The organism is Dyadobacter sp. CY345, from assembly GCF_021502725.1.
Classification (GTDB): Bacteria; Bacteroidota; Bacteroidia; order Cytophagales; family Spirosomataceae; genus Dyadobacter.
In genome coordinates, this window is sequence record NZ_JAKFFS010000003.1 from 40,798 (window position 1) to 54,659 (window position 13,862).

Consider the following 13,862-nt stretch of genomic DNA (forward strand, 5'->3'; position numbering starts at 1 on the left):
AGTTATCATGGTATTAGCATTGATTTTGACGTCAATCCTTTCTTTGCCATTTTTTATCATTGAATGGATCGATGGTAAACCGTCCAGATCAACTACGTTATTATTAAAGAACAGAAGATTGATTGCTGATAGACATACCAGCTAATAATCTTATATCAGAAACAAAAAAGGAGCTTCATCGAGGCTCCTTTTTTGTTTCTAAATTTCTACACTTTCATATAATGCCGGGATGTGGATATCCTTAAATCCAGCCCTTTCAAGTTTGATCTTAAATGAAACCTGCGTCTCATATTCTCCGTGCACCAAAAATACTTTTTTAACATGTTCAGGATTTTGGCATGAAAGAAATTGCAACATTTCGTTATAATCACCATGCGCAGAAAATGAGTCCATCACTTCTACCTGTGCTTTGACCGGATACATTTCCCCAAAGATATTTACCTCATCATCTCCCCTTTTCAACGCACCTGCCAAAGTATTAGGCGAAGCATATCCTACGAGCAAAATCGTGGAATTGGGGTCATTGATGTTGTTTTTGATATGATGTTTAATACGGCCGGCTTCTGCCATACCCGACGCAGAAATGATAATGCAAGGTTCTTTTGAATCGTTTAAGGCGATGGATTCGCTTACGTCAGAAATATAATGCAGGTTAGGAAAAGCAAAAGCGTCGCCATCTTTTTCGATATATTCCAAAATTTCAGGATTGAAACATTCTTCATGTTCTTTCATGATTTTAGTGGCGCGGATTGCCAGCGGACTGTCAATATAAACGTCGATTCGGGGAAGTTTACCTGAGCTGGAAAGCTGGTCGAGGGCATAAATTAATTCCTGCGTCCGGTCGATGGCAAAGGCGGGAATAATGACTTTTCCTTTTCTTTCCACACAAGTTTCGTGTACCACCCGCAGTAGATGGGCTTGCATATCCGTCTCCTTTTCGTGCAGTTTATCTCCATAAGTTGATTCACAGATAATAAAGTCAGCTTGCGGGAAGCGGTCAGGTTTTCGCAAAATATGATCTTCCGGGCGACCGATATCTCCCGTAAATGTCAGTTTTTTGAAAGTTCCTTTATCAGGGATACTCAAATGAACAGCAGCACTCCCCAAAATGTGCGCCGCATCTGTGAAAAAAACGGCCACTTCGTTGTCTGTTCCAAGGTGAAATGTCTGATTATATTGCACGGCCCGTAACAGAGACAATGCTTTTTCAGCGTCCTCACCGTTATATAATTCTTCTAATAATGGCCTGCCTTGCCTTTCCCGTCTTCTATTAATTCTTTCGAGATCTTTCACCTGGATATGTGCGCTATCCATTAACATGATCCGGCACAAATCAGCCGTTGCCGCAGTGCAGAAAATGGGTCCGGAAAAACCTTTTCGGACCAGTCGTGGAATTAAGCCTGAGTGATCAATATGGGCGTGGGAAAGAACCAGATAATCAACTTCGGCTGGTTTAAATCCAAATTCCTGATTGAACTCATCCGTTTGAATTCCCTGAAATAATCCGCAGTCCAGTAATATTTTTGTACCTTTTTCAGTAGTAACCAAATGCTTGCTGCCCGTTACAGTGCGCGCGGCGCCAAAAAACTGAATTCGCATGATATAGTGGCTTTTTGATAAATATTAAAAATTCAATTTGAGGAAATTCAATCAGAATTACACAAATTGATTTAAAATTATCCTGAAAAGATACAATTCTGCATTTTGGTAAATGCAGTTTATTCAGGCAATACATACAGCGCATCCAGATTACGGCCCAGGCCATCATAATCCAGGCCATAGCCAACGACAAAACGATTCGGGATTTCAAAGCCGACATAACGCAGATCAATCGGCTTTTTGATCGCCTCGGGCTTGTGGAGCAACGTAGCAATTTCAACAGAATTTGGACCTAACTCCCGGATTTGCAGGAGTAATTGGTGCATGGTGAGGCCGGTATCTACAATATCTTCTATAATTATTACATCACGATCGATAAGCTTTTCTTCCAAACCAATGATTTGCCGTACCTTTCCGGTAGATTCTGTTTGGGAATACGACGACAACCGGATAAAAGTTATTTCGCAGGAAAGTGGAATTTTTTTTACAAGCTCGGAAGCGAAGAGAAAGGCACCATTGAGGACAACCAGAAAAAAAGGCTTTCGGCCTTGATAATCAGTGTTAATCTGTGCTGCAAGCTCAGCAATACGTTTTTCAATAACCTCCTGGGAAATGAATGGAGTAAATGTTTTATCGTGAATTGTAATCATGTCGGATTTTCTTAAACAGTAATATTAACTCTTTTTTCAAAAACACACTTCCCCGCAAACGTAAAATATGAATCGAACGTTAATATTGACAGATTTTTAAGCTTAATTATGAAAAAAGTGCTGGTTAAACCTATTGCTTACGTTCTTGTTATTTTTCTTTCGATCACTTCTGCTGTTGCCCAATTATATTCCTCGGCCGAACTGGACAAGAATTATGATATGGTTCTTAAGAATCCGGGAGTCCAGATTGAAGCGACAGAGGCAATTAACATGTTGTATAACTACAAATTTGCCGAAGCTGATGCAGAATTCCGCTGGCTGCGCTATCGCTACCCCAAACATCCAATGCCTCATTTTTTGATGGGCCTGGCTGAATGGTGGAAGATTGTGCCAAATACAGATATTGAGACGTATGACAAAAAATTCCTGGCGCACATGGACTCTACCATTACGCTCGCGGAGACCTTGTATGAAGACGAAAAAAATAAAATTGAGCCTGCATTTTTTCTCGCAGCAGCGCACGCATTCAAAGGTCGTCTGTATTCCGAACGCAAACAATGGACAAAGGCGACATTTGCGGGAAAAAGCGCGCTGAAATATCTGGAGATTTGTAAAGGAAATGGTGACTTATCTCCGGAGCTCCTTTTTGGAGATGGACTCTATAACTACTATGCGCAATGGGTACCCAATGAGTATCCACTCCTAAAACCAATTTTAGCTTTTTTCCCAAAGGGCAATAAAAAACTGGGTGAACAACAGCTTGAAAAGGTTGGAAACAACGCATTTTATACCAGGGTTGAGGCCAGATATTTCCTTTTGCAGATTTACAGCATGGAAAATGAATATGGAAAAGCCTATGAAATGGCGAAGTACATGTGGCAGACCTATCCGAATAATCCATACTTCGAACGATATTTTTGCCGGACCGCATTCGTTACCGGAAAAACAGGTGAAGCTGAAAAAGCCGCACAAAATATTCTCAATAAAATAAGTCAGGGAATGCCGGGATATGAAGGAGTAAGTGGCAGAAATGCAGCGTATGTTCTTGGTTTCTACAACATGCAGTATTACCGGAACTACGATCTGGCCAGTCAGTATTTCAAAAAAGCAGTTGATTTTTCCACGCAGACAAATTCGATGAATGCCGGTTATTATGTGTCGTCACTTTTAGGTTTGGGAAAAATAGCAGAACTTCAAAAAAACTATGACGAAGCACTGAGTTATTACAAACTCGCCGACGACAAAGCAGACCGTAATTCAAGCCAGGACAAAGAGGCTAAAAAACATATTGACAGCCTGAAAAAGCTGAAAAGAGAAGAGCGCCGGAATAGGAGAAAATAGATGTTTTATTACCCGTCGGATGGTGAAAAAACCATCCGACGGGCCTCCCGTCCGACGGCTTTTTCGCTGTCGGACGGGTAATAAAAAGCAGCCGTCAATAATTATAAGCCTCTTTGGCCGTCGGAGGGGTAATAAAAGGCAGACTAATCATAAGCCACTTTCGCCCCCGCATAAACAACCAAAAAACCTACTCCCCTTTTTTCAATTTGGCATAATGCTTGAAAAACAAAGGAATCGTTTCAATGCCTTTGTAAAAATTAAACAGACCATAACTCTCATTCGGTCCGTGCAGGCCATCAATATCCAGGCCGAAACCCATCAGAATACTTTTTCTTCCCAGCTCCTGCTCAAATAATGCTACGATGGGAATACTTCCGCCTCCACGCGTTGGAATTGGCTTTTTACCAAAAGATTCTTCCATTGCCATTTCTGCCGCTTTGTATTCCATAGAATCGGTTGGTGTAACATAAGGCAAGCCGCCGTGATGCGGAACAACTTTAACCTTCACCGAAGACGGCGCGATGGCTTCAAAATGTTTGGTGAAAAGATCACAAATTTCCTGATCCGTTTGATTTGGTACGAGGCGCATTGATATCTTGGCGTTCGCTTTTGATGGCAGAACTGTTTTTGCTCCCTCACCAATATAACCGCCCCAAATTCCATTGACATCCAGCGTAGGACGGACAGAAGTGCGCTCAATCGTCGAATAACCTTTCTCTCCTGCCACATCTGCAATTGAAAGATCTTTCTTATATTCTTCAAGATCGAAGGGCGCAGCATTCAGCGCATCTCTTTCCGTTTGAGATAAATCCTGCACATTGTCATAAAACCCTGGGATGGTTATATGCCCGTTTTCGTCTTTAAGCGATGCGATCATCTCACACAACACATTAATCGGATTTGCCACACCGCCTCCATATACGCCCGAATGAAGGTCTCTGTTAGCACCCACAACTTCAACTTCAAGATAGGTTAATCCACGAAGTCCTGTTTCAATGGACGGTACATCGTTTGCGATCATGCTTGTATCTGAAATAAGAATGGTATCACATTTCAGCATCCCGCGATTTTCTTTGACAAATGTTTCCAAATGAGAAGAACCAACTTCTTCTTCTCCTTCGATCATAATCTTGATATTACAGGTCAAAGAATCTGTTGCCAGCATTGTTTCCAGTGCTTTTACGTGCATATAGAACTGACCTTTGTCATCGCAGGCGCCGCGGGCATAGATACGGTCATTTTTAATTACAGGTTCGAAAGGCGGCGAATCCCATAATTCGTATGGGTCTGCCGGCTGAACGTCATAATGTCCGTAAACTAAAACTGTCGCGAGAGCGGGATCAATTATTTTCTCACCATAAACAATCGGATGTCCCGGCGTTTCATAAATTTCTGCCTTATCCGCTCCTGCACCGGCGATGCTATCACGCACAAATTCTGCGGCTTTGATCATATCGTTTTTAAACTTTGAATCAGCACTTACCGAGGGAATTCTGATCAGGTCTAAAAGTTCGTTTAAAAATTTATCTCGGTTTTTTTCGATGTAGTCATTCATTTTTTATCAGTCTAAAATTAAAATATTAACCGTTTTTGATACGATTACAATATGCAAATCTATAAGATTAAGTTGTGCCGAATTTAAAAAAATAACCCCTAAGGCAATTACCTTAGGGGTCGGTATTTCTAATTTTTTTGTTTCTCAGGAATGTCCTTTCGATTTTGACTTTGCGAAAATGTTCACACGGCTCTCGTTACCGTTCAGCAGTCTGACAATGTTTTTCTGGTGCGTAATCACAACTAGAACAAACATCACAAAGCCAAAGATCACGAGCAATGTTTCAGGCTGACCGAAAACGCCAAGTAAGGACATGACCGGAAACGCCAAAGTGGCCAGAATTGAACTTAAAGAAACATATTGAGAGGCAATCAATGTCAATATAAAAATGGCGATACTTAATGCTGCAAGTTCCGGGTGAATGGCCAGCACCATACCTAGCAATGTAGCAATCCCTTTTCCGCCTTTAAATCCAACGAAGACCGGGAAAATATGCCCAACTATGGCGATAATACCAAAAATGATCTTGTACATCAAGATATCCCCCTCGGCAATTGTTCCCATGTAAAACAACATGGAAGCCAGGCAGGTTGCCGTCCAGCCTTTCATGACATCGATAAGCATAACAATAGTTCCAGCACGTTTGCCGAGCACCCTGAATGTGTTGGTAGCTCCTGCATTTCCACTTCCGTGTTTACGTACATCAATTCCGAAATAACCAATTCCGTACCATACCGAACTAGGGATGGATCCTAATAAATAGGCGGCTATTGTCGTAATTATGAATAAGGCAATGCTCATTTTGTATTATAAGTAGGTTAATTTGAACTTTAAAAGTTTCTTAAAAATACGGCTCTTTAGCCAATTAAGCAAGTAAACGGTATTTTAACATCAAAACGCAAAAATAGGTTTTGTTAGTCAAAAAATAAAATTCCGTATCTAACGATTTGACTGTCAGAAACCCTCGGCTTTTTCTTCTTTCTTCTTTTTTTCTTCTGCCGGAACAACTTTTTTCTTAACGGTCTTGGTTAGCTTGGCCTTTTTGACTGCTGGTTGATAGAAGTCGTCAAAGCGGCTTACAAACAAATCTTTCTCTTCCACGCCAATAGATACCAGCGACATATCTTTCGATTTTGAATTGGCACCTTTTGAAGTAACCAGATCGTTAAAATCCATTTGTGACGATACAATCCCCAGTTCTTTTTCTTTGTAATCAAAATAATACCAAACGTCGGGTGAGGCTTGCAGATACATACTAAATTCGTCACCAAGCTCAGACCGACGAATTTCCAGGACACCTTCCATCTGTGCATTGATGTTATTTTTCCCAAAGTGGGAAACACCAATCGGTCCTTGTGAAAAATAAGCGTTATGAACCGGCGACCAGTGTAAGTCAACGCTGGACAGGGCAATTGGCGCATCAAGTGTCGGCGAGGCATCGAACAATGGCTTATATCCCGCAGCCGAAAGTTTGAGATAAGCATCAACACCTTTTGAACCGATAAGCGCTGAAAGTTTCCTGTTCAGGTTTTCAGCATCGTCGTCCGCAGCCGTACTATTCTGTTCTTCAAGATTTGTTTCAACGATTTTTGCAGCCAGCTGAGGTAAAACCGGTTCCAGTGCTGACAGCTTCATCAGCAGCATTGAATTGAAAGTAAACCGTGAACTATCAACCTGCACATTGGCAATTCCTGCCGACTGAAGCCAGTCCGAAGACGTAAATTTCATGGGGCCAGAGAAAGATGCAATTCCGGTTTTATCATCAAACGTAAGCGTATTTCCTTCGTCCACAAGCCCGTCTGGCCCCGCTGGCGGAGCAACTTTGAAGGCTTTGTTGTCTTCGTCATAGTTCAAGGTTCCTTGTGCAAGATAAATATCCTGGTCACCGTCAGATTCTTTTGGCGACAAAAATGACATATACATTCCCCGGCTTTCATTGAAATGCAAACCAACTGAAAGCGGAAGATCATGCTCATTGCGCAGGTTTTTGTCTATTTTTATACCAACAGTTTCACCAGGCGTGTCTTTGTAAACGATCCAGGAACTCTGGAAATCTTTGCGGAATTTAATCACAGGCTTTACAAATCCTTCAAGCTGAAGCGACGGTTGGTACGCGATCAGGTTGATATCACCTTTATACTGAATTCTTGGAGAAAGGATCAGATTTTCAGCTTCCTTGATATCTGCTTTTGCTGTGGTATAATACCGGATCGGTCCGGATTCAGTATTTCCTTTTGATTTTTTTCCTTCTGCCGCGGTTTCAATTTCCCTTAATTCAAAATTCTGCATTTTGATATTAAAGGTATCTTTCCGGGCCGTGATATACTGATAAGTTGCAGAGCCTTCAAACCGGTTCCGGGAATCAATTTTAATATCTGCATCACGCAAACGGTGGGAGGCATTTAAAGTATCGATTTCTATTCTGGCCTTTTTCAATGGCGCGATTTGTCCGTTACTACCAATGCTTACCATGCCTTTGTCAGGAATAATTTTGACGTCGGCCGTACGGATAAAGGGAACGCCGCGCACGTTCAGGGTTACTTTTTCGACATCGTAAACGCCTTCCGAAGCTTCAAAAGTCAATCCTTCCTGTTCAGGAGCAAGTGAGGTGTAAGACGACGTTTCGCCAAACCCTTTCATCAAAATGGTTTTTTTCAAAATATCCCATTTGGCAGTAGCAATCAATGTTTTATACGACGCAGCCGGAAGCTCCATACCCGAAGAATCAGAATCAAAACCAGTCGAATCGGTAACGAAGTTCACGACCGAAGTTTTGATGTTAAAATCGATATTTACATTTCGGCCTGTGAGGATATTTTTGGAAGATTTTGCTTGCCCGCCGTTAATTACGAAGAGTGATCTGTTTGCCAAAAAACCATCTTTATTGAATTTAATATCATCCGAAGTCAGTTCTGAGTCCGGACGTTTAAGTTTTCCATTTCCGTAAAGTCCGGAAGACCTCAGCAGCAAACCGCCTTCAAGACTGGTTGTCCCTTTATAAAATGAAAAAGATTTTCCCTGCGTATTGATAAACATGCTGTCAGAATTTGGAAACCAGCGCAGCGCATAATCTTTTAATTCTACCGCAGGAAAATATCCTTTGCCGATCGTAGCCTCTTTGATGCTGGCAATTTCTCCCGAAGCAAGTAAAGAATCGGCTGTCATTAATACATTTTTCGCCGTCATCGAAGCAGACAGGTAACGCATAACCGCTTTTGATTTTAGGCCGCTGTTATCCATAGTCAGCGTATCTGTAAAACGTGCCATCGCTTTTCCTCCATATAACTTCAACTCGGTCACTGGCGGCTTATACTCAAAACCCAGAGAGTTGTCGGGCATACTTTTCAGAATAGTCTGAATCGGAGGAAGTATTCCGTTTGAATTGAAAGTACCGTCGAAGATTACATCGCGCTGATCCAGTCCGTCCATATCAATTTTAGGAATTTTAAAGAAGACTTCCCGGGGATATAGGATTGTTCCTCTTTCCGGTTGATCGAAGTATACGATCATACCATCAGGCACAACAAGCCGCGGCGACTTTTTGCCCTTTTGAACACCTGATTTGTTTGCAGGGTCACTTAAAAAGAAAGTCCCGCCTTTTTCATATTTCACGTGGCCACCAACTTCTCCGCCTTGTCCTTTCGCAAATTTTTCCTTTGGTGTAAATGTGATTGAGTCGTTTGGACTAACATTTACAAAAAACTGTCCGTAGTTGAATTTAAGATTTTGTCCCCGAAACTGGTAATTGTTTGCAACCAACTGTCCGTTTAGAGAAAAATCCCTGTTACGGCCAATGACCAGTTTTTTGTCAGATGGGATGGCAAATATTTTCAATGAATCACTCACGATGAAACGACCTACGCCGAGCACTGTCAGCAAAGTATCTTTCAGCGAAATTGTCGCATTAGCAGTTTCATCATTCGAAGCAAATTGAGAGCTTACCTGGAAATTGTCATAATCCGTTTTATCAAGGCTTCCCAGAACATATAAAATCCCTTTTTTTGATACGGAATATTCGTCCGTTGTTTTGTCATATTTGAAATAACCTTCCAGTGCCAATCTCTGTAAAGCCCGACGAATGATTACCGGATCCTGTTTGAATTTTTTGGCAAGATCTTCGGCCAGAAATGAAGGTTTTTTTTCAGTCTGTGTATAATTTGCTGCCATCAGAAGAGGCTGAAAACCGAATTCCTGAGCGATACCACGGAAGCGTTCTTTCTTGAAAAAATCAAAAGATTCGAGTTTTACCGGTACAACCTGCTTACCGTCAATCCGGGTAAATTCAACTTTTTCGTTTGGAAAAGTCCAGCGCATCAACTGGGCCCAGATATTCATTTTGTGGTAAGAATCCTGATAGGGCAACGGTCCAAAATCAGTTTTTTCGGCACGCCCAAGTTTCACTTGTCCTTCCAGGTCATTGTAAATAAAAGTGACGCCCGGATGATATAATGAATCATTTCCCATCGGCATTGTAAAGGAAGCCAGCGGGGCAGAAATTACAGAATCTTTAAGTGAGAATTTTTTACTGGTTGCAGAAAATGCAGGTTTATCCTGAAAAGAGACGGTTATTTTAGATGGTTCATCACTGAGCGACGTACTGAACATGGTTGTTCCGATTAATGCAAAACCTCCTTTATAAGCGATGTTTTTCCTGGATGCTTTTAACTGCGCATCATTTTTATTGGAAACAAAACGCGGGTATTGCGCCGGCTGGCTTCTGGATCTTTTAACACTTCGATATTCCAGAGTGCCTTTGATTGGATTGGCTAGCTGGCTTTCATTGTGCAATGTCACATTTTCAGCGACTATTTTTGGCTGGGTTATATTAAAAGAATAGGTATCAAAATCAGCATAGATTGATGAGTCGCCTGCCGTCTGCCAGTTGAATTTTCCACCCTTTCCCGCAAAAATTCCGTCTTTCAGGGACACACTTCCCGTAGTTGGTCCAAAGGCAACAGAATCGCCAGTAGCAACCATGCCCAGAACAGCATTTTGAAGATCAATTACAGCTCCTGAAACCGGCGGCAAAGGTTTTGATTTTGGAGCAATTACCAAGTTGGAATCAACGGGAGTATCCCAATTATCAGCCGCCTGAATTTTTTGCGCTTCAACAACTGCGGCGCTGGTGGTATCAAAACGGAACTTATAAGTACCGCTAAGCAGATAAAGTGAGTTAAAATTTGATGTGTATAGCTTGTTGGTTTCTATTGTATTTTTGACTGTTTCAAGGATCCGCTGCATGGTCTTTGCATCATATTTTTCGCCAGATTTAGCGGCCAGGTCGAGAAACCCGTCAACGTCTCCCTGTCCTTTTAACAATGTGGTTGTATTTTTAATCAGCAAATGAAGGATCGGACCTGCTTTCTGTCCTTTTGAAAATTGCGTTTTTACAACCCCGATAAATTTACTTTGCTGCGGCGAACTTACGGAGCTCATCCAGAGACTGTCCAGCTGGGCTGTCGACCGGATGTAAACCGGGTTTTTGCTGCCGTCTATCAGTTTCCTGAGTTGCACCATAAACTGACCAGGATCGTCGGAGGCTTTGAGGTTTTGAGCGGAGAGATTTTTTCCTCCGAGTAAAATAATACAAGATAACAGGAAGTAACGAAAGATCTTCATGTAGTATTTAGCAGAGTTTGATCTTAGTGTTTTGAATTTAAGATACTGAAAATCAGCAATTAGAAATTCAGTATCTTAAACATTTATCTATTTATTCTTTTCAAAAATGACCGTCGCCCATTGGTTGCGTGTATTGGATCTTAATTTGGCAAGTCCATTTTCTGCTCCGCAATTTTCGATATCAGCCTGATCCATTTCATAAAATCCGCTGGTAACAAGCCATCCGCCTGGCAATAAATGAGAAACATATTTTGGGATCTCGTCGAGCAGAATGTTTCGGTTAATATTTGCCAGAATTCCACCGAATTGCTTATCGGCAGGCACTTCGTTAATCGTCCCTTTAAAGACTTCCGCCTCCTCTCCCAATCCGTTCATTGCAAAATTTTCTGCTGTATTTTCGACAGCCCATTCGTCAATATCAAAACCCAGTAAACTTTCTGCACCCAGTTTTGAAGCCAGAATGGCTAAAATGCCTGTCCCACAACCAACATCCATAATCGAAAGACCCTTGTGAGGGAGATTAAGTTGCTCATTCATCACAAGCCATGTTGTTTCATGATGACCGGTTCCAAAAGACATTTTTGGCTGGATCAGCAGATCGAAAGTGAAACTTGGATCCGGCTCGTGAAATGTAGCGCGAACACGTATTTCTTTTCCTACTTCAATAGGCTCATAACTTCTTTCCCACTCCTCATTCCAATTCTTCCTTTCTAACGATTTCCATGAACTTGCTATTGCGGTAGTCTCACTGTATTTGGCGATTAGCTCTTGTAAGACTGTTTCATTAAAATCTTCCTCCGGGATATAAGCGGATAACCCTTCGTCGGTTTCGACGAATGATTCAAATCCAGCCTCGGCCAGTTCGGCCATTAATATTTCTGTAAAGTCAGAATCGAGTTCGAGTTGTACTTCTACGTAATTCATGCGATTTGTTATGGATATGCTATGGTGAAGGTCTTGAATTTTTTTAGAAATTCAAGGAGAGAGAGAACATTAAAAAGGCCCACATATGCATGAATTTGCATTGTGGGCCAAATCAATATTTTAAATTAGCTTCGATTATTTAGATCAAGGTTTTCTCCGCTTTGTTGCCAGATCGTGCGCAGTATCATAATACGATCTTAAATTCATCCAGTCGAAAACATCCGAAATATTTTCTACACGGTTTCGCTGCATGATACGGTCGCGGCGCTGCATTTTAACAAATTTGAAAAGAATATCAGCCATTTGGTCTGCTGCCTGAGCGTAAGTCTGCGACTTGCGGTTGATCACGTAAATACCACGATTTTCATAATCGCGCATAATCTGCATAATATAGTCGCCGAACCCGGACAAGTCACTCGTAACCGTTGGAACTCCGCGTACTACACATTCCAATGGAGTATAACCCCATGGTTCATAATAACTTGGGAAAACGCCAAGGTGACATCCACGAACAAACTGACCATAATCCAAACCAAACAATGGATTAGTTGATGAGATAAAATCGGGGTGATAAACGATTTTAACGCGGTCGCGCTCGTTATTGACAAGATTTGCTTTTCTACAGAAATCGGTAATGCCGTCCTCTGCCTTCAAATCGTGTGTAACAAAGGCAGGTAATTTATCCGTTTTCCACGTCTGAATAGTACGGCGTAAGCGAAGGCGCCAGTATTCATCAACGAAGTTATTCAAATCCGGCATTTTATGATCTGCGCCGGAAGCTGCTGCAAGAAATAGTTTTTCTCCAACTTCTTTCTCAATGGCTGTACACGTTTCCTGCAACTCATTCAAAACGGCCCGAGATTGAAGCACATCCGGATTCACTGAATAGTATGGCTGTTTGGTAACGATAAACATCACCACAGTCATATCCATATTGGCCTGGACCATTTTCCAGTTCAGTCTTGCCAGTGCTTCAAGCGTTAAATCATAACCTTTGTTGCTGTACTCATAACGCCCGGAAGTGAAGAAATATAACGTTTTGTCCAGATCAAAAGAATAACTCGGGAAAAAATGACCAAGCACAAACTCGTGAATACGCTCTTTGTATTTTAAATGCAAATTCTGGAATTCATGAACAGCCTGGAAACGAACAACATTAAGTCCATTAGGCGTTACCAGATCAGGCATTCTGCCCAGGAAAACTTCACACTCGCGGGCAGTAACGTCACTTACTGTCGTCAATACGTGTGCACCTAGCGCGGCTTGTCTTTCGATGGAAGCCTGGGTTAAGATCCCGTAATTTTTAGCTTCCTGCTCCCAGTCAAAAAATGGAAGTTTGCTGTAAAATCCTTCAACATTCTGCGCAAGATAACGTCCAAGCATCGTCGCATGCGTCGTAAATGTCGTCGCGACTTTTACATTTTCTCTTTTCAGGTCCGGAAGTCCGCTGCTGGCCATCCACTCATGGAACTGTGCAGAAATATCCTCCCTTCGCGCATTTTCTTCTGCATACTCTTTAAGATAAATCCGTACCATTTCACCAAAACACAAGGTTTGGTTAACCAACGGCTCAGCATTGATTGTAGAAATACGGTTTTTTTCCCAGAGATTATATTTTACTACATCCAGTTCATGCGCAATACTTTCCAGATCAAAAAGAACGACACGGGGTTTTCCGGTCACCAGCCAAAAGCCATAATGAACAGTGTAGCCCATTTCACGCATTCTGCGGACTGTTCTTCCAACATTGCAGTCATCCAGATCAGTGATTTCTTCAAATTCAGCAGAAGCTTTTTTCTCAAAATATGGGCCCAACAGGTAGTAATTATCTTCCCACTTTTCGACCATTGCTGGTACTTTGGTTCTGATAACAGTGTAAATCCCACCGACCTGATTGCAAACCTCCCAGGCTATTTCAAAAAGGACGTTTTTTTTAGTTGTTTTTACAAATGGTTCCAATATGGGATATGGGTTAAAACGTTATAGCTGACTAATAAAGGTAATTTACTGAGGATTTGTCACAAAAAATCCTTGTAATTACACAATAAATATCCAGAAAAATAATTCACAATAACAATATAATGGACATGTTTATTTGCCGCTACGACAAATTAAGCAAGTTCTCGGCTAACTTTGGTCTAAAATACGTTACTTTGATCGGATTAACATTTTGC

General features: G+C 41.6%; 8 protein-coding genes. 1 reads left to right on the forward strand and 7 read right to left on the reverse strand.

Going from position 1 to position 13,862, the window contains the following annotated elements; all coding sequences use genetic code 11:
* Window positions 1-198: 198 nt before the first annotated feature.
* Complete coding sequence (locus L0657_RS14005; protein WP_235151439.1) at window positions 199-1,599, reverse strand: MBL fold metallo-hydrolase RNA specificity domain-containing protein; 1,401 nt, start codon at window positions 1,597-1,599, stop codon at window positions 199-201.
* A gap of 119 nt (window positions 1,600-1,718) precedes the next feature.
* On the reverse strand, window positions 1,719-2,249 hold the full coding sequence (gene hpt, locus L0657_RS14010) for a hypoxanthine phosphoribosyltransferase (protein WP_235151440.1): 531 nt from the start codon (window positions 2,247-2,249) through the stop codon (window positions 1,719-1,721).
* A 108-nt stretch (window positions 2,250-2,357) separates the two neighbouring features.
* Here hpt and L0657_RS14015 point away from each other — a divergent pair, with 108 nt between their 5' ends.
* Entirely contained in the window at window positions 2,358-3,590 is a 1,233-nt protein-coding gene (locus tag L0657_RS14015; protein ID WP_235151441.1) for a tetratricopeptide repeat protein, read from the forward strand.
* Between the two features lie 187 nt (window positions 3,591-3,777).
* On the opposite strand, the gene L0657_RS14020 is transcribed toward L0657_RS14015, so the two are convergent.
* From L0657_RS14020 to L0657_RS14040, 5 genes are all read right to left on the reverse strand, one after another.
* The gene (locus L0657_RS14020; protein ID WP_235151442.1) at window positions 3,778-5,145 is read right to left on the reverse strand and encodes a dipeptidase; all 1,368 of its coding nucleotides are present in this window, start codon (window positions 5,143-5,145) and stop codon (window positions 3,778-3,780) included.
* Between the two features lie 144 nt (window positions 5,146-5,289).
* On the reverse strand, window positions 5,290-5,946 hold the full coding sequence (plsY, locus tag L0657_RS14025) for a glycerol-3-phosphate 1-O-acyltransferase PlsY (protein ID WP_235151443.1): 657 nt from the start codon (window positions 5,944-5,946) through the stop codon (window positions 5,290-5,292).
* 153 nt (window positions 5,947-6,099) lie between these two features.
* On the reverse strand, window positions 6,100-10,764 hold the full coding sequence (locus L0657_RS14030) for a hypothetical protein (RefSeq protein ID WP_235151444.1): 4,665 nt from the start codon (window positions 10,762-10,764) through the stop codon (window positions 6,100-6,102).
* Window positions 10,765-10,851: 87 nt separating this feature from the next.
* Window positions 10,852-11,688, reverse strand: a complete 837-nt coding sequence (gene prmA, locus L0657_RS14035) for a 50S ribosomal protein L11 methyltransferase (RefSeq protein WP_235151445.1) — start codon at window positions 11,686-11,688, stop codon at window positions 10,852-10,854.
* A gap of 144 nt (window positions 11,689-11,832) precedes the next feature.
* Window positions 11,833-13,647 carry a glycosyltransferase gene (locus tag L0657_RS14040; RefSeq protein ID WP_235151446.1) on the reverse strand — a complete coding sequence of 605 codons (1,815 nt, stop codon included), beginning with the start codon at window positions 13,645-13,647 and terminating at the stop codon, window positions 11,833-11,835.
* Window positions 13,648-13,862 lie beyond the last annotated feature (215 nt).

Excerpts from the sequence above, each read along its gene's own strand:
- L0657_RS14005 (WP_235151439.1), bottom strand. The coding sequence starts at position 1,599 with ATGCGAATTCAGTTTTTTGGCGCCGCGCGCACTGTAACGGGCAGCAAG.
- hpt (WP_235151440.1), bottom strand. The coding sequence starts at position 2,249 with ATGATTACAATTCACGATAAAACATTTACTCCATTCATTTCCCAGGAG.
- L0657_RS14015 (WP_235151441.1), top strand. The coding sequence starts at position 2,358 with ATGAAAAAAGTGCTGGTTAAACCTATTGCTTACGTTCTTGTTATTTTT.
- L0657_RS14020 (WP_235151442.1), bottom strand. The coding sequence starts at position 5,145 with ATGAATGACTACATCGAAAAAAACCGAGATAAATTTTTAAACGAACTT.
- plsY (WP_235151443.1), bottom strand. The coding sequence starts at position 5,946 with ATGAGCATTGCCTTATTCATAATTACGACAATAGCCGCCTATTTATTA.
- L0657_RS14030 (WP_235151444.1), bottom strand. The coding sequence starts at position 10,764 with ATGAAGATCTTTCGTTACTTCCTGTTATCTTGTATTATTTTACTCGGA.
- prmA (WP_235151445.1), bottom strand. The coding sequence starts at position 11,688 with ATGAATTACGTAGAAGTACAACTCGAACTCGATTCTGACTTTACAGAA.